The organism is Actinomadura litoris (genome assembly GCF_009733595.1).
GTDB classification, from domain to species: Bacteria; Actinomycetota; Actinomycetes; order Streptosporangiales; family Streptosporangiaceae; genus Spirillospora; species Spirillospora litoris.
The window spans coordinates 130317-147453 of the sequence record NZ_WOFH01000007.1 but is presented as its reverse complement, the minus strand read 5'-3'; the positions used below and the strand labels follow the sequence as shown (position 1 = coordinate 147453).

Below are 17137 nucleotides of genomic sequence, written 5' to 3'. Positions count from 1 at the left end.
CACGATCGAGAGCTTGACTTACTAACACGTATCACGTGAGATAGCACATATGGAAGGCTCGAACCGACACCTCGACATCATCGAACAGTTGCGCACGACCGAGCGGGTGACGGTCGCCGAACTCGCCGCGCGCACCGGCTGCTCGGAGATGACCATCCGCCGCGACCTCGACCAGCTCGCCGAGCAGGGCGTCCTGCGCCGGGTCCGGGGCGGCGCCGTGAGCCTCCTGCTGCGCGGCGAGGCGCCGCCGTTCGCCGTCCGCGAGCACGAGGCCGCCGACGTCAAGCGGCGCATCGGCGCCAAGATCAACGAGCTGGTGGCCGACGGCGAGTCGGTGATCCTCGACAGCGGCACGACCGCCCTGCACGTCGCGCACGCGCTCGCGCACCGGCGGATCACCGCGATCCCCCTCGACCTGCACTCGGTGAACGCCCTGAGCGGCGCTCCCGACGTCCGGCTGCTCGTCCCCGGCGGCCAGATGCTGCCGGGCACGCTGTCGCTCGCGGGCTACCTCACCGAGAACGCGCTGCGCGCCCTGCGCGTCGACACCGCGATCCTCGCGGTGTGCGGGCTGTCGGCCCGGCACGGGCTGACCGCGCCCGACCTCGCCGAGGTGCCCATCAAGCAGACCGCCCTCGCCGCCGCCCAGCGCAAGATCGCCGTGTGCGACGGCTCGAAGTTCAGCCGCACCGGCCTCGGCCACGTCTGCTCCGTCACCGAACTCGACGCGATCGTCACCGACGACAGCGCGCCGTCCAGCGAGCTGGAGAAGATCGAGGCCGCGGGCGTCACCGTCATACTGGTCTGAGCCGACCCCGAGAGGAACCACGCCTGATGCCCTCACCCTCGTCCCCCACCACGGTCGTCTTCGACATCGGCGGCGTGATCATCGACTGGGACCCCCGCTACCTGTACCGGCGGCTCATCCCGGACGAGGCGGAGATGGAGCGCTTCCTCACCGAGGTCTGCTCCGGCGCGTGGAACGCCCAGCAGGACCGCGGCCGCTCGTTCATCGAGGCCATCGAGGAACTCGCCGCGCGCCACCCTGGCCAGCGCGACCTGATCATGGCCTATTGGGAGCGGTGGGACGAGATGCTGGGCGACCCCATCCCCGGAGTGGCCGACATCATGGCCGAGCTGCACCAGGCGGGCGTTCCGATGGTCGCGATCACCAACTGGTCCGCCGAGACCTACCCGATCGCCGTGCGCGAGCACCCCGAGCTGAAGCTGTTCCGGGACGCCGTCGTCTCCGGCGAGGTCAGGCTCTCCAAGCCCGACCCGGAGATCTTCCGCTATGCCCTCGACCGCTTCGGCCTCGCGCCGCACGAGGCCCTGTTCATCGACGACAACAAGGCCAACACCGCGGCCGCCGACGCCCTCGGCATCGGAACCCACCTCTTCACCGGCGCCCCCGCCCTCCGCGCGACCCTGGAGACCGCCGGCCTCCTCTGACCCGTGACCGCCGACTACCTGGGGTGACGGGGAATGTCGGTGGGGGCCGTTAGCGTCCGGGGCCATGGTCGAGACGGTGGAGATCCCGGTCGAGTGGCGTGAGCACGTCCATCCGAGGCGCGGCGGCGTCGCCGGGCCGAAGGTGGTGCTGGACGAGGAGGCCGTGAGCAGGGCCCGTGCGCGGGAGCGCGCGGCGCGGCCGATCGCGCAGGACATGGCGGAGCACGAACGCACCCCGCCCGAGCTGGGCAAGGCCGTCCGGGCCTACCTGGGCGGCGACCCCGACCCGGTGGGCGCGGCGGCGGTCGCGGCGATCGTGGTGAGATACGTCGAGGGCGCGGGGTTCTCCGGCGAGAGCGAGGCCGCCCCCGACATCCTGGCCCGCTGGGTGACCGACCACGGCCTTGCCTTCGCCGCCTGCGCGATGACGGAGGCGTCCGCCATCGAACTCGGCCCGGTACCGCGCCCGTCGGTCCCCGACGCCGACGGCGTCATCCGGGTGTACGCCTACAGCGGCGAGGGGCCCAGGGGGTGGCGCGGCGAGATCCGGCGGCCGACCGCCGAGGACCACTTTTTCTCGGGGCGCTGGTTCAACGCGGACGCCGTCGCCAAGCGGCTCCGCACCCTGGTCGCGGCGGCGCCCGAAGAGGAGTACCGGGAGGTCGTCGCGCGGCTCGCGGCGCACCGGGGCGATCCCATGCGGCGCCGCGTCGCCTCCTACCTCGTCCCGACCGAGACGGCCTGGATGGACGAGTCGCTCGACGATCCCTCCGGCCCGTTCCTCGACCACGATCACGTGGCGCTCTCGCTGTCCAGCGCCGCACAGGTGCGGCGGGTCGAGCACGTGTGGGCGACGCCCGCCGTGGTCGGGACGCTGCTCGACGGGCTGGGCGCGGCCGCCCTTCCGCTGCTCGCCAGGATCTTCCGCGGCGGCCACCGCGACGACGACCGGCGCGAGGTCCTGCTGAAGGCGCTGCCGCGGATCCCCGACCAGGGCGTCTTCCCCGTCCTGCTCGACCAGATGGGGGAGCCGGGCGTCTCCGCCGCCCTGTGGGAGGCGGCCGAGCGGTTCCCGGCGCTCGCGGTCTGGGCGCTGGCGCCGCTGGTCGAGGAGGGGACGACCCGGGGCCTCCGAGCGGCCGGTGTGGTGCGCGAGCTGCTGTACACCAGGCCGGACGTGGCCGAGGCGCTCCCCGCCGGGCCGGCCCGGGCGCTGCTGCCCCGCGCGGCCGTCCCGGACGGGCGCGACCTGCCGGGTCTTCCGAGCGTGCTCGCGGGTAGGCCGGGGCGCAGCGCGAAGGTCGACTGGGCCGATCCCGAGCTGCTCCCGCGCATCCTCACGCGCGGCGGCGACCGGGCGCTGCCCGTGAACGCGACCATGCGCCTGCTGGGCCTGCTCGCGGCGAAGTCCCCCGACGTCGCGGACGTGCGCGAGTTCTGCGACCGGCACTCGCTGGCCGAGTTCTCATGGGCGGTGTTCGAACGCTGGTACGCGCTCGGCGCGCCGTCCCGGCACAACTGGGCGCTGGCGCAGCTCGGCCTGATCGGCGACGACACGACCGTGCGGCGGCTCAGCCCGCTCATCAGGGTCTGGCCCGGGGAGAGCGCCACCGCCCGGGCCAACGCCGCGATGGACGCCATCGCCGCGATCGGGTCCGACGTCGCCGTCACCCACCTGTTCGAGCTGACCCGGCACGGCAAGTACAAGGGCGTGAAGAAGCGGGCCGCCCAGAAGATCGAGGAGATCGCGGCCGCGCGGAGCATGTCGCTGGACGCCCTGGCCGACCGCGCCGTCCCCGACTTCGGACTCGACGCCCAGGGCACCCTCGTCCTCGACTACGGCCCGCGCCGGTTCACCGTGACCTTCGACCAGCAGCTCGCCCCGCTGGTCGTGGAGTCGAACGGCAAGGTCCGCAAGAGCGCCCCCAAGCCCGGCCCGAAGGACGACCCGGCCCTCGCCCCCGCCGCGCACGCCCTGTTCACCGGCCTCAAGAAGGACGTGCGCACGATCGCCGTCCAGGAGATCAGGCGCCTCGAACGCGCCATGGTCACCCGGCGGAGCTGGACGCAGGAGGAGTTCCGCGCCCTGCTGGTCGGCCATCCGCTGCTGGGGCACATCGTCCGACGGCTGGTGTGGATCACCGATGGGGGCACCGCCTTCCGCGTCGCCGAAGACCACACCTACGCCGACGTCGACGACGACCCGTGCACGCTGGCGCCCGGCGCCCGCGTCGCCGTCGCCCACCCGCTCCTGCTGGGCGATGACCTGGACACCTGGGCGGAGCTGTTCGCCGACTACGAGATCCTTCAGCCGTTCGAGCAGCTCGGACGGCCCGTCCACCGGCTCACCGGCGGCGAGGCCGCCGCGCACCGGCTCGCGCGGGTGGAGGGGCTCGTGCTGCCCTACGGCAAGGCCAAGGGGCATTCCGAGGGACGCTGGGAGTCGGTGAACGCCGACGGCGAGTTCGTGGGGCGCTGGCTCGCCCGCCGCGACCCCGCCGGACTCTACGTCGTGGCGAACCTGACCCCCGGCCTCGGCTACTACATGTACGGGGAGGGAGAGGAGCAGGAGATCGAGGCCCTGTGGGCGGGCCCCGCCCCGGCCACCATGCCCCTGAAGGCGGTGCCGCTCGGCGAGGTCGACCCGGTCACGATGAGCGAGGCGATCCACGACCTCACCCGCAGCGCCACCCCGAACCCGCACTAGAGCAGTTCCACGCGTACGGGCCCCCCACTCGACGGGCCCACTACCCGCCCCCGCCGGACGAGCCCCAACCGCGTGGGCGCGCTTCCCGAACCCGCAACGGCCGCCCCCCGCACGCAGACCGGCGCGGCCCTGGCCAGCCGGGCTCTGGGCCCGCGCTGCCCACGTTCGGGCTGGCCAGACTCGCCCCACAGAGGCCCGCGCTTGCCGGGCCTGCGCTGGCCGGGACCCACGCGGGCCGGGCCGGGCGCGCTAGCCGGGCGGGCTCTGGGGTGTCCGCGCTGGCCGCGTTCGGGCTGGCCATGCTGGCGCTGGCCGGGCCGGCCGCTTGCCCGGTCGGCGCTGGCCGGGACCCGCGCGGACCGGGCCGGGCGCGCTAGCCGGGCGGGCTCTGGGGTGTCCGCGCTGGCCGCGTTCGGGCTGGCCATGCTGGGGCTGACCGGGTCCGCCGCTTGGCAGGTCCGCGCTGGCCGCCGCCCGCGCGGACCGGACCAGGCGCGCTGGCAGCGCGCCCTGGCCGGGCGGGCGCTGACGGGGCCGCGTTGGCCGCGTTCGGGTCGGCCAGGTCCGCGCTACCGAGTGCTCGCGCCGGCTGGGACTCGCGTGGGCCGGTCCGGGCGTGCCTGGCAGGGCCCGCTCTGACGCAGGCGCGCTGGCCATGTTGGGGCCGGCTGTGTCGGGCTTGTCAGAGCCGTACTTGGGCGAGGCTCGCGCTGGGGCGGGTGTTCGCGTGGGGGGCTAGGCGAGGTTCGAGGTCAGGAGGTGGAGGGCCTCGGTGAGTTCGGTCCCGGTGAGTGCTTCCTCGGGGTCGATCAGCCAGCGTGTCATCAGGCCGGTCAGCAGGGCCTGGACGAGGGAGCCGACCAGCCGCGCCTCCCGCTCGCCTCCTCCGGGCGGCTGGAAGACCTCGGCCAGCCCGCGGCGGCCCTCCGCCATGCTCGCGGTGAGCGGTTCGCGCAGTTCGGGGACGTGCTGGGCCTGGACGAGCAGTTCGGCCTGCGCCGCCCAGAGCGGGCGGTCCGCGCCGAAGGAGTCGATGATCCGCGACCAGATCGCCGCGAAGCGCTCCGCGGGCTCCGCGGCGGGATCGACCTCGGCCGCGAGGGCCGTGCCGAGCCGGTCGCCCCACTCCTCGACCGCCTCGTGCAGAGCGGCGTTGAGCAGCGCCTCGGTCGACCCGAAGTGGTAGCCGATCGCGGCGAGGCTCGTCCCCGCCGCCGTCGTGAGGTCGCGGGCGGTCGTGCGGCGGTAGCCCTTCTCGTACAGGCAGGTCCGGGCGGCCTTCAGCAGCTTCTCGCGGTTTCCCATGGGCCCGATAATATCAGCGTCTAAGACAAACACCTTGAAATTTGTCTTAGACAAAGTTACGTTGCGGGCCTGGCGGCTCCGTGGAGGGCCGCCGGTCTTCGGAGGGGGCTCTGCCATGACGAAACACATCTCCCGGCGCCACGTCCTGGCCGGGGGCGCGGCCTCCGGTGCGGCACTGCTCGCCGGTGCCGGGTCCGCCGGTGCCGCGCGGAGGCCGTCGCTGGCGCTGACCGGGGTCACCGTGATCGACGCGACCCGGTCCCGGCCGCGTCCGGGCATGACCGTGCTGATCGCGGGGGACCGGATCACGGCGGTGGGACGGCGCGACGAGGTTCCCGTTCCGCCGGGGACGACGGTGGTGCCGCTCGCCGGCAGGTACCTGATCCCGGGGCTGGCGGAGATGCACGCGCACAGCATCGGGACCGAGCGGATCTCGCCGCCGCTCTACCTCGCCAACGGCGTCACCTCGGTGCGGGAGATGGCCGCTTCCGCGGTCGTCTCCGGCTGGCGGGACGCGATCGGGCGCGGTCGGCTCCTCGGCCCGCGCTGGACGATCGCTAGCGAGATCATCGACGGCTCCCCGTCGCTGCTGTTGACTCCGGACGACCCGGGCGGGGCCATCCTGGTCTCCGACGCGGCCGAGGCCCGGCGCGCGGTGCGGCGGGTGAGGGCCGAGGGCGCCGACTTCGTGAAGGTGTACTCCCGGGTGCCTCGGGACGCCTACCTCGCCCTCGCCGACGAGGCGCGGCGGCAGCGGATCGGCTTCGCCGGGCACTGCCCCGACGGCGTGCCGGTTCCGCTGGCCGCCCGCGCCGGGCAGCGCAGCATCGAGCACGTCCACACGCTGTGGTGCGCCACGTCCGGCCGCGACCGGGAGGTGCGCCGGATGCTGGACGGCATCGAGATCGAGCCGGGCGGGTACGCCGGGTGGTTCCGCCGGTTCCACGAGGTGGAGTGGCTCGCGTCCGGCGCCTACAGTCCCGACCGGGCCGCCGAGGTGTTCGCCCGCCTGCGGCGCCACCGCACCTGGACCACGCCGACCCTCTCGATGCACCTGATCGTGGACCGCCCCGAGAAGCTGTCGATGACCGACGAGCGGCTGCGGTACATCCCCGCCGAGGACCGGGAGTGGTGGCGGTGGGCGGTCGAGAACATCTACCTGCCGGGGCGCGGCCCGGAGGAGATCGCGCAGCAGCACGAGTTGTTCGACCGCAGGCTGCGCTTCGTGGGCGCGATGCGGGACGCGGGCGTCGAGGTGCTGGCGGGCAGCGAGGCCGGGTTCATCTACGCCTACCCCGGGTTCAGCCTCCACGAGGAACTGGCGCTGCTCGTCCGGGCGGGGCTGACGCCGCTGGAGGCGATCGGCGCGGCCACGCTCGGCCCGGCCCGGTTCCTGGGGGTGCAGGACTCGCTCGGCTCGGTCCACGCGGGCAAGCTCGCCGACCTCGTCGTCCTGGACGCCGATCCGCTCGCCGACATCGCCAACACCACGCGCATCCACGCCGTTCTCGCCGGTGGGCGGCTGATCACCGCCGACGAGCGCCGCCGCATGCTGGCGGACGTCGAGCGCGCGGCGAAGGAACCGGCGGGCGCGCTCCCGGCCGCCGCCGTCGGGTGCGGCTGCCACGCGCCGCGGAAGGCTTGGCCCGCCTGAAAGGCGCTGCCGACTCCCGGGCATGGAAAGCAGAATCCGCTGGCACCTGGCGTGGATATGCGGTGACGTTCTGTGTTCGGAAATGGCGATACGGGAGTGGCCCCTATATCAGGGGCGACCTTCCTGAGCGGAGTCACCTGATTTAAGGTGACTTGTCCTGGAATGAGGTCGCTCGTCCTGAAGTGGCGCGTCCAGGTTCGGCCGTCTTACCCCCTTCGGCCGTCGATACCTGACAAAACGTAGTTTATGATCATCGAGATCGCGGGCCGCCGCTGGACGGGCGCCCGCGTCGCGGTGGCCCGCGCCGTGAGCGCACCGCGCGGGCACGGGGGTCTAGGGGGATCCGTGGGGACTGGTTTTCGCGTTGTGCGCGGCGTCGCCGTGTTCGGGTGCCGACGGCCGACAGCCCCCTAATGGGGCGTGGGAAGGCTTCGGCGGAATCGACGGAACCTCCGCTGCTCCTACCGGTCACGATAACCGCCACGAAGCCGTTGCTGCCGACGCACGTCAAGGGATTCCTGTGGGTGGACGTGCTGTTCCGGGCCACCCGGCTGTTCGCGGAGCCGGAATACCACTGGAGCCCGCGCACGCCGAACCTGACCGGGCAGACGATCCAGTTCTGGGACCATCTCGACCGCCGCCACGGCGCGGTCGACTTCGGCTCCGTCCCGCCTGACGACCTGGGACGGCTCTACGTCCGCTTCCATTCGTCGGGCGACGCCCGGCCGCTGGACGAACTGCGCCACTACATCGACAGGGTCGAGCACGAGGGATGGGTCCATCCGGCCACGCGGGCGATGTCGCTCGCCTGGAAACGGCATCTCGATCTGCTCGGCGTCCGCGATCCCGGACTTCTGGTGGACCGGCCGCTGACGCTGTCCACGGAGGAGGCCGTCGAACGGCTCGTCCGCCACCGTCTGTGCCTGGATCACCGGCGCTACGGCGGCCCGGTATACCTGGACGGCACCCGCTGGGGAATGCCGCTCCGCAAGGTCGTCGGCGCCGACGGCCACGCCAATTACCTGCTGGTCATCCTGCGGGACCTGCTGCCCAGGATCAGCCGCGGCCGCCAGGTCCTCTTCGTCTACGACGAGGATCTCGCGCACGACTACGCCCTTCTCGGGCGGATCGCGAGCACGCTGGGAGCGCGCCCGTCGAAACTCCCGCTGGGGCGCGTTCCCATCGGCGGCGCCCTCCGGTCGAGCCGGTACGGAGGGTGGGATGAGGTCACCATCGGGCGGCTCTCGGAACTGTGCCTCGGGGAGTTCGGCCCCGCCGCGTACCGCCTCGGAATGCGGCTGTACTTCATCGCGATGCTGAAGCGGACGTCGGGCGAGCCGTTCCGGCCCGACCTGCTGCGCCGGGCCCTGCTGCGCGCCGAGCGAATGGTGCGCGAGGCGGACGAGCGCGGTGCCCCGGACCCGGCGTCGCGGCTACTCGCCTCCACCCGGCCGTCGGGATGGGCCGACCCCTACCGGCTCACCGACGGCCTCTTCGCAGGTCGGCCCCCCGCGGCGTCCCGGGCGCTGCTGGAGGCGGTCTACCTGTGACCCACCCGAGGAGAATGGGGAACGTCGATGTCCACTGACCGCGGCCGCGCCGCGACCACCGACGCCTATCGGCGCCGGGTCCGCCAGGAGTACCGCACCCTGCGCGAATCCCTGGCCGATCCGCGAGCGGCGCAGGAAAGGGTGCTCGAAGAGATCCTCACGGCGAACTCCGCCACCGCCTTCGGACGGGAGCACGGCCTGACCCCCGATACCGGCGCCGACGGGTATCGGAAAGCGGTGCCCATTCGCGGCCACGAGGGATTCGAGCCCTGGCTGGAAAGGGTGAACGCGGGGGAGGGGCAGGTCCTGACGGCCGAGGAGCCGATCGCGTTCTTCTCCAGCAGCGGCACGACCGGGGCGGAGAAGATGATCCCGGTGACCACCGGCTTCCTCCGGCGCAGTTTCCTGCCGTTCTACTTCGCCGGGTTCTCCCGGCTGGTCGATCTGCATCCCGGCCTTCTCGACCGCGACGACGCCATCCTCAACCTCTGGCAGGACCCCCATTCCAAGACGGGACGGGCGGGTGGGGGCCGCCCCCATCTCGGCCCCAGCCAGCTCGACTACGGAAAGGTCGGCGAGGAACTCGCCGTCGGCCTCGGGAACCGCGCGCCGTGGAGCGAGCTGCCCGCGGAGTTCGACGACTCCGGGCCGTGGGAGCGCACCTACCTCCGGCTCAGGATCGCCGCCGAGCACGACGTCCTCGGCGTCATCGCGGTGAACCCCGCCATCGCCGCCGCGCTGCCCCGGCAGCTGCGGCACTGGTGGGCCCGGATGGTCGCGGAGATCAGGGACGGGACGCTCGGCGGCTCCCCGTTCCGGGAGCCGAACCCGGCGCGGGCCGACGAGCTGGAGCGCGCCGCCCGGCGCGGCGGCGGGCCCCGCCCGGTGGACCTCTGGCCCCGGCTGGAGCTCCTCCTGACCTGGAACACCTATCTCTCCCGGCTCTACCTCCCCGGCCTCCTCGACGACTACGGCCCGAAGGTCCGGGTGCTCCCCGCGCCGATCGGGTCGTCGGAGGGGCCGCTCGCCGTCCCGGTGGACGACCGTCCGGCGGGCGGCCCCCTGGTCGTGACGAGCTGCTTCTACGAGTTCGTCCCGGCCGAGGAGGAGATCGACCCGCGCGGCCCGACGCTGTCGGCGCACGAGTTGGAGGAGGGGCGCGAGTACCACGTGATCCTCTCCCATCTCGGCGGGCTCTACCGATGCGCGGTCCGCGACATCGTGAAGGTGACCGGGTTCGTCGAGGCGACCCCGGTCGTGGAGTACGCGTGCCGCAAGGGGCTGCTCTCGGTCGCGGGGGAGCGGCTGCGCGAGTCGCAGATGCTCCGCGCGCTGGCGGCGGCGGCCGAGGCGACGGGACTGGGCGTCCGCAACGTCCTGTGCAGGGCCGACGCCGAGCATCCTCGGCACGAGGTCGCGGTCGCCTTCCGTGAGCCGCCGGCCGGGCCCGGCGCGGCGGCGTTCGGCGCGGCCCTCGACCGGGCCCTGCGCGTGGAGTCGCCCGCCTACGCCGCCGCCCGCGACGCCGAGGCCCTCGCGCCGCCGCTGGTCAGGGCGGTGGACCCCGAGGGGTTCTGGCGGGAGTGGCGGCGCCGCGTCCAGGCGGGGGAGCGGCCGCCGCGCGTGAAGGACCGGGTGTTCCAGGACGACCCCGAGGTCTGGGCGCGGGTGACCGCCGCCCCGGGCACCCAGGACGAGGGGAGCACGACCCGTGACTGAGACCATCGAACCCGGCGCCGTCGAGTACCCCGCCCTCCCCGGGCGCGGCGAGTACACCGAGGAGGCGCGGCGGGCCCGGCTGGAGTGGCTGCGGGCGGCGACGGGCGCCGCGCTCGGCTCGCTGGAGACCTCGACGATCGACCCCCGCTCGCTGACCGGGAACGTGGAGAACTTCGTCGGCGGCATCGAGATCCCGATCGGCCTCGCCGGGCCGCTGCTGTTCGACGGGCAGCGGGCGCGCGGCCTGGTCACGGCGCCGCTCGCCACCACCGAGGGCGCCATGGTCGCCTCGGTGTCGCGCGGCGCGAAGGCGATCACGCTGGCGGGCGGGGTGGCGAGCCGGGTCATCTCGCAGCGGATGACCCGGGCGCCGGTGTTCGAGTTCGCGGGCCTCGGCGAGGCGGCGGAGTTCGCCCGCTGGGTCGTCGGCCGCAAGGACGCGCTCGACCGGCAGATCGCGGCGGTGTCCACGCACTCGCGGCTGGTCGAGCTGGACCCGGTGCAGCTCGGCCGGTCCGTCCACCTGCGGTTCGTGTACGAGACGGCCGAGGCCGCCGGGCAGAACATGACGACGGTCGCGACCTGGCGGGCCTGCCGGTGGATCCACGACCAACTGGCCGCCGGGTCGGTGCCCGTGCCGGTGTGGTCGGCGATCGAGGCGAACCTGAGCGGCGACAAGAAGTTCACCCGGCTGAACATGATCGCCGGACGCGGCACCCGTGTCGTGGCCGAGTGCGTGCTGGACGAGGCGACGGTCCGCCGCGTCCTCAAGACCACCCCGGGCGCCATCGACCGGCTCTACCGGATCAGCGTGGTCGCCGCGCAGCAGGCGGGCATGGCCGGGCACGACATCGACGCCGCCAACGTGATCGCGGCGCTGTTCGTCGCGACCGGCCAGGACATCGCCTGCGTCCACGAGTCCGGCGCCGGGCTGTTCTCGGTCGACGTCTCCGGCGGCGAGCTGCGGGCGACGCTCGTCCTGCCGAGCCTGGTCACCGGCGCGGTCGGCGGCGGCACGGGCCTCGCGCCGCAGCGCGACTGCCTGGAGGCGCTCGGCTGCACCGGCGAGGGCGGCGCCGCGCGCTTCGCGGAGATCACCTGCGGGTTCGCGCTCGCGCTCAACCTCTCGACGATGGCGGCGATCACCAGCGGCCAGTTCGCCGACGCGCACGAGCGGCTCGGCCGCGGGCGGCGGGTGAACTGGCTGCGTCCCGAGGACCTCGGCCCGGCGCTGCTGCGGCCGATGCTCGCCGCGTCGCTCGACGCCCCCGGGCTGGACGTCACCGCCGTCGCCCCGATCGAGGACGCCCCCCGGTCGAGCCTCATCACCGAGCTGACCTCGCGCGGGGAGCGGCGCAAGACGACGGGGGTGTTCCCGCTCCGCGTCACCTGGGTCCGGCGGGACGGCGACGACCCCAAGCAGACGGACCTGGTCGTCAAGGTGAAGCCGCTCGACCAGGAGGTGGCCATCGAGGCGGCGAAGCTGGCCTCGCTGTGCGGCGGCCGCCTCGCCGAGGTCTACCCGCGCTGGCGCGACGCGACCGGGTTCGGCGGCGTGCACACCCGGGAGCCCGCCGTCTACCGGTCGGCCGATCCCGCGCTGCGCGCCGTCCTGCCCGAGACCTACGGCGTCTTCGAGGACCCGGCGCGCGAGGCCCACGTGATCGTGATGGAGCGGCTCGGCACGGGCGTGATCCTCAAGGACACCGTCGACGAGCCGGAGGCGTGGCGGCCGCGGCACATCGCCGCCGCCCTCCGGGGCATCGCGTCCGTCCACGCCGCCTGGCTCGGGCGCGAGGAGGAGGTGCGCGGCTGGCTCGGCGCCGCCCGGACGGCCGAGAGCATGACGGCCATGCGCGAGCTGTGGTCGGCGCACCTGGAGCACAGCGCGGCCGAGCACCCGGACCTGCTGGACGCCTGCGCCGCGCGGCGGCTGGAGGACGTCCTCGACGGGCTGCCGGACTGGTGGCGCCGGATGGAGGCGATGCCGCGCACGCTCGTCCACAACGACTTCAACCCGCGCAACATCGCGCTGCGCGCCGCCGACCTGAGCCTGGTCGCCTACGACTGGGAGCTGGCGACGCTCCACGTCCCGCAGCGCGACCTCGCCGAACTGCTCGCGTTCGTGCTCTCGCCGGAGGCGTCCGAGGCGGACGTGACCGCCTACCTCGACCTCCACCGGGAGGCGGTCGGGGCCGGGATCGACCCGGCCGCCTGGCGGGACGGGTACCGCCTCGCCCTGTGGGACTTCGCCCTCACGCGGCTCCAGATGTACCTGATGGTGCACACCCACCGCGAGCTGCCGTTCCTGCGGCACGTCGTCCCCACGGCGCTGCGGCTGATCGAGATCGAGGACGCCGTGGAGGAGGCGGGCCGTGCCGGCTGACCGTCCCGGTCCGCTGCGGCTGGCGATCCTCGGGATCGACGGCTCGGGCAAGAGCACGGTCGCCCGGTGCCTCGCGGAGCGGTCGCCCATCGGCGGGCGGCACGCCGTCCTGTCGTGCGTGCGCCCCCACGAGAACCCCGACGCGCCGCTGCACGAGCTGTCGCGGCACCTCGACGTCCTGTCCAAGGAGGCCGACCGGCTCCACAGCCCGGAGCTGAAGCTGGCCGTCCTCTACCTCCAGATGTGCACCTACGGGGTCAGCGAGCGGTTCTTCGTCCGCGAGCTGGGGGCGGACGTCGTCATCAGCGAGCGCCACCCCGTCATCGACGCGCTCGCCTACCTGCCGCTGTACCGGAGCGCGATCGTCCGCCTCGCCGGGCCCGGCCGCGCGGACGCCGTCCGGGAGGGGCTGGCCGCGCTGCCCGCCGCGTCGGTCGAGGCCGCGACCGCCTGGTGCGAGGCGCTCGGACGGCGCTCCGGGCGGCCCGCGCCGCGGCTGGACACGCTCGCCGGTGAGCTGGTCGCGCTGCCGGACCGCCCGGCGGCCGAGCAGATCGCCGAGTTCCGGGACCGGTTCGGGATCGGCCTGCCGGACATCGCCGTGCTGCTCGACGTCGACGTCGCGACCGCCGCCGACCGGATCGGCGCCCGCGACCGCCGCGCCGAGCAGCACGAGCGCCCCGACCGGCTCACCCGGCTCCGCGACGGGTACGAGCGGGCGCTCCCCGCGTTCGGGTCGGTGACGATCCACCGGATCCAGGTCGGCGCCCGCCCGCCGGGGGACGTCGCCGCCGAGATCGCGCGGCTCACCGCCGCCGGGACGCGATGAGCGGGCCGCCGCGGGACGCGCTCGGCGCGGAATGGGACGCCCGGCTGGAACGCGTCCGCCTCGCGTCGCGCGCGGTGCGCGGCCACCTGCCGCGCACCGCCGCCGTCGCCGTCCTGCGCGGGTTCACCCCGCGCGAGTTCCTCGGTTCGGCGGTCGCCTTCGCCGCCGGGCTGCCGCCGGACCGGCGCGCCGCCTGGTACGGCAGCTACAGCAGGACGATCTTCCTCGCGGGCGACCCCCGCAACCTCGCCGGACGCCACCCCTGCGACCACCTTTCCGACGACGGTTCCATCGGCTGGTACGCCCCCGCCCCGATGGCGGACCGGGAGGGTCTGCGGCGACTGCTCAGGCCCTTCCACGGGCCCCTCGGCGTCACCGGCCCGACCGAGGAGGAGATCCCGGTCGGCGAAGGCGGCGGGGTCGCGCGGCTGGAGGTCCCGGTGGCGGACCTGCCGGTCGAGGACTACCTCGTCAACGTCAACCACCTCCTCGCCGAGGCGGCCATGGACGGGCTGTTCACCGGGATCGGGCGGCTGCTCGTCCGGCATCTTCCCCGCGATCCCGATGAGCGCGCCATCCGGTGGGATCGCATCCGGGTCTCGCCCGACGACCGGTCGGCGGGCACGTTCCGTGCCCACGCCTACCTGGCCCTCAGCCCGTAACGCCAGAGGGGTCCCGCGACTCTCCGTATCGGGCGTGTCCACCTACGGACGCGGCCTTGCCGGTCCCGGCGGCCCGGCGGACCATGGGCGTGACGCCGGGATCGTGGCCGCACCCCCGAGGGGAGCGCGATGCGGGTAGTTCTCGTCAACATGCCGTGGGGCTCCACCGACGTTCCCTCGCTGGCCCTGGGCATCCTCAAACGCGCCGTGGCGGAACGGATCCCCGAGGCCGAGGTCGAGGTGCTGTACGCCAACATCGACTTCGTCGACTGGGTCCACGACCGCCTCGACATGGCGATGGACGACTACGACTTCTTCGCCCAGCGGTCCTTCACCGAGGGGAACGGCGACTGGGTCTTCTCCTCGGCGCTCTACGACGATCCGGACTGGCGGCGGCGCGAGTTCGACGAGCGGACGAGCGGGGAGAAGGCCGACCTGGCCCTGTGCCACCGGCTGCACGAGCTGGCGCCCGCGTTCGTCGCCGAGCTCGCCGGACGCGTCGCCGCGTCCGCGCCCGACGTGGTCGGCTTCACCTCCACCTTCCAGCAGAACGTCGCCGCGCTCGCGGCGGCCAGGCAGGTCAAGCGGCTCCGGCCGGAGACCGTGACGATCCTCGGCGGGGCGAGCTGCGACGGGCCGCAGGGCGCCGCGCTGCACCGCAACTTCCCGTTCGTGGACTTCGTCCTGCGCGGCGAGGGCGAGGTCGCCTTTCCGCGATTCCTCACCGCCGTGGCGGGGGCCCGCGACTTCGCGGCGATTCCCGGCCTCGTCTGGCGGGACGGGAGCGGAGCCTCGATCGCCAACGCCATGAGCGCGCGGCCGCTGGCGCCGAGTGAGATCGTCGCCCCGGACTACGGCGACTACTTCCGGCGGTACGCCACGTCCGTCGCGCGGTTGTGGGCCGATCCGCGGCTCGTCCTGGAAAGCTCGCGCGGCTGCTGGTGGGGCGAGAAGCACCATTGCGGCTTCTGCGGTCTGAACGGGTCGTTCATGGAATTCCGCAGCAAGCCCCCGGAACGGTTCCTGGACGAGATGCTCGCCCTGGCCCGGCGGCACCAGGTGCTCGACGTGTACATGGTCGACAACATCCTCGACATGGGCTATCTGACGTCGATGCTGCCCGCGCTCGCCGCCGAGGGCTACGACTTCCGCATGTTCTACGAGGTCAAGTCCAACCTGCGGCGGCAGCAGGTGCGGGCGCTGGCGGACGCGGGCGTCGTGCGGGTCCAGGCGGGCATCGAGAGCCTCAGCGGCCGCGTCCTCGGCATCATGGACAAGGGCGTGACCGGCTGCCAGAACGTCCGGATGATGCGCGACGCCGAATCGGCCGGCGTCTGGGTGGAGTGGAACTACCTCTACGGCTTCCCGGGCGAGGACGCCGGCGACTACACGTCGGTCGTCGAGCAGTTCCCCGCGCTGCACCACCTGCCGCCGCCGGGCATCGTCGGCAGGCTCGCGATCGAGCGGTTCAGCCCGTACTTCGACCGGCCCGAGTTGGGCTTCGCGGAACTGCGGCCCCATCCCCAGTACTCGATGATCTACGACCTGCCCGAAGCGGAGCTGTTCGACCTCGCCTACCTCTTCGAGGCGCCGCCGCGCGGAATCGGGGCGGCGGTCGCCGGACGCGTCGCCGACGCGGCCGCCGAATGGCAGGCGGCCTATCCCGAGAGCCGGCTGACCATGTGCGACCTCGGCGACCACATCGACCTGGTGAACCGGCGCCCGGCCTTCGGCTGGACGGCGCTGCGGGTCGAGGATCCCGTGGAGATGGCCGCCCTGCGCCTGCTCGACCGGCCGCACCGCCCGGCGGCGCTGGCCGGGAAGCTCGCCGCGGTGGACCCGGCCGTCACCGTGGACGGCGTCGCGGACCTGCTCGCGCGCTGGCGCGGCCTCGGGCTGATTTTCGCCGACGGCGGCCAGGTCGTCCTGACCGCCGCCGACGCGGCGGGCCAGGGCCGGCGGCGGGTGCGCCGGCGCGCCGCCGACCCGGCCGACCTGGTCGGAGCGCCGTGATGGTCCCGGTCACGATGACGCTGTGGCGCGACTACGAGGAACTCGACCGGCCGGGGGTGTGCGCCGGGACCGCCGCCGTCTCCGGCCCCGCCGCCGAGGCGAGCCGAGCCCTCTTCGAGGACGGCGTGCGCCGCGTCGCGCTGAAGGACACCGTGGACCTTTCGGGCGCGACCGACGCCGTCCCCAGCCTCGTACTGGTAAGGGAGCTGACCGCATACGGGATCGCCGTCGACTGGCGGGTGCGCCTGGGCGACGGCCGGTGGCGGGACCTGAGCCACCTCTACCCGCCCGGCGAGGTCGTCGGCGACGAGGAGGCCCGCCGCGACTGGCGGGACGGCTACCACTTCTTCAAGTGCGTCTACCGCCGCGGACCCGGATTCCTCCAGGTGCGCGACCGGCGTTCGGGCGTCCTGCGCAAGATCACCATCGACGGCCCGGCGCATCGCGCGGCGGTCGAGAGCCTGCTGGAGGGCTGCCCGTCCGCGGCGCTCCCGCCCCCGGTCCTGCGCGACCTGAGGACGATGCGGCTCGTCCACTTCCTCGACGGCGCGGCCTGGTGGCTGCCCTGCCGGGTGCGCCGGTGGCCCGCCGGAAAGAGCGTCCTGTGATCAGTGGAAGTGTCCGGAGAGATGAGGTGCGGCATGACCGTGAAGAGACCCGAGGAAGCGGGGCGCGAGAGCGCCCGTGAGGAGGCGCTGCGCGCCGCGCTGGCGGAGATGAGCACGGAGAACCTGGCCACGACCGAGGGCATCCGCGTGGACGTCGTCCGCGACGACATCGACGCCCCGCACGAGCGCGACTGGGGCATCGGCTGACCGGAGCGGCCGACGGGGGTCGGCCGACCGCGGGCGTTGCGCCCA

General features: G+C 73.7%; 13 protein-coding genes. 12 read left to right on the top strand and 1 reads right to left on the bottom strand.

Annotated elements, in window-relative coordinates; all coding sequences use genetic code 11:
- Positions 1 to 49 precede the first annotated feature (49 nt).
- The 3 genes from GNZ18_RS21075 to GNZ18_RS21065 all read left to right on the top strand — a co-directional run bounded on the left by GNZ18_RS21075 (position 50) and on the right by GNZ18_RS21065 (position 4159).
- Entirely contained in the window at positions 50 to 808 is a 759-nt protein-coding gene (locus tag GNZ18_RS21075) for a DeoR/GlpR family DNA-binding transcription regulator (protein ID WP_156218251.1), read from the top strand.
- 26 nt (positions 809 to 834) lie between these two features.
- The gene (locus GNZ18_RS21070; RefSeq protein ID WP_156218250.1) at positions 835 to 1452 is read left to right on the top strand and encodes an HAD family hydrolase; all 618 of its coding nucleotides are present in this window, start codon (positions 835 to 837) and stop codon (positions 1450 to 1452) included.
- Between the two features lie 64 nt (positions 1453 to 1516).
- Positions 1517 to 4159 carry a DUF4132 domain-containing protein gene (locus tag GNZ18_RS21065; protein WP_156218249.1) on the top strand — a complete coding sequence of 881 codons (2643 nt, stop codon included), beginning with the start codon at positions 1517 to 1519 and terminating at the stop codon, positions 4157 to 4159.
- A gap of 735 nt (positions 4160 to 4894) precedes the next feature.
- Here GNZ18_RS21065 and GNZ18_RS21060 read toward each other — a convergent pair.
- Positions 4895 to 5464 (bottom strand): TetR/AcrR family transcriptional regulator, encoded by a 570-nt coding sequence (locus GNZ18_RS21060; protein WP_156218248.1) that lies wholly within the window; start codon positions 5462 to 5464, stop codon positions 4895 to 4897.
- Between the two features lie 115 nt (positions 5465 to 5579).
- Here GNZ18_RS21060 and GNZ18_RS21055 point away from each other — a divergent pair, with 115 nt between their 5' ends.
- The 9 genes from GNZ18_RS21055 to GNZ18_RS21015 all read left to right on the top strand — a co-directional run bounded on the left by GNZ18_RS21055 (position 5580) and on the right by GNZ18_RS21015 (position 17092).
- Positions 5580 to 7118, top strand: coding sequence for an amidohydrolase family protein (locus GNZ18_RS21055; RefSeq protein ID WP_156218247.1), 1539 nt, complete (start codon positions 5580 to 5582; stop codon positions 7116 to 7118).
- 491 nt (positions 7119 to 7609) lie between these two features.
- Complete coding sequence (locus GNZ18_RS21050) at positions 7610 to 8668, top strand: hypothetical protein (protein ID WP_156218246.1); 1059 nt, start codon at positions 7610 to 7612, stop codon at positions 8666 to 8668.
- 27 nt (positions 8669 to 8695) lie between these two features.
- Positions 8696 to 10387, top strand: a complete 1692-nt coding sequence (locus tag GNZ18_RS21045; RefSeq protein ID WP_156218245.1) for a GH3 family acyl-acid amido synthetase — start codon at positions 8696 to 8698, stop codon at positions 10385 to 10387.
- Positions 10380 to 12773, top strand: coding sequence for a hydroxymethylglutaryl-coenzyme A reductase family protein (locus GNZ18_RS21040; RefSeq protein WP_156218244.1), 2394 nt, complete (start codon positions 10380 to 10382; stop codon positions 12771 to 12773). Before GNZ18_RS21045 ends, GNZ18_RS21040 begins: the two co-directional genes overlap by 8 nt.
- A complete protein-coding gene (locus tag GNZ18_RS21035) occupies positions 12763 to 13602 on the top strand; it encodes a hypothetical protein (protein WP_156218243.1) in 840 nt (279 codons plus the stop codon). Before GNZ18_RS21040 ends, GNZ18_RS21035 begins: the two co-directional genes overlap by 11 nt.
- Positions 13599 to 14264 carry a DUF6182 family protein gene (locus GNZ18_RS21030; RefSeq protein WP_156218242.1) on the top strand — a complete coding sequence of 222 codons (666 nt, stop codon included), beginning with the start codon at positions 13599 to 13601 and terminating at the stop codon, positions 14262 to 14264. Before GNZ18_RS21035 ends, GNZ18_RS21030 begins: the two co-directional genes overlap by 4 nt.
- A gap of 129 nt (positions 14265 to 14393) precedes the next feature.
- Complete coding sequence (locus GNZ18_RS21025) at positions 14394 to 16277, top strand: RiPP maturation radical SAM C-methyltransferase (protein ID WP_156218241.1); 1884 nt, start codon at positions 14394 to 14396, stop codon at positions 16275 to 16277.
- A complete protein-coding gene (locus tag GNZ18_RS21020; protein ID WP_156218240.1) occupies positions 16277 to 16885 on the top strand; it encodes a DUF5825 family protein in 609 nt (202 codons plus the stop codon). Before GNZ18_RS21025 ends, GNZ18_RS21020 begins: the two co-directional genes overlap by 1 nt.
- 33 nt (positions 16886 to 16918) lie before the next feature.
- Entirely contained in the window at positions 16919 to 17092 is a 174-nt protein-coding gene (locus tag GNZ18_RS21015; RefSeq protein WP_156218239.1) for a hypothetical protein, read from the top strand.
- The last annotated feature ends 45 nt before the right edge of the window (positions 17093 to 17137 follow it).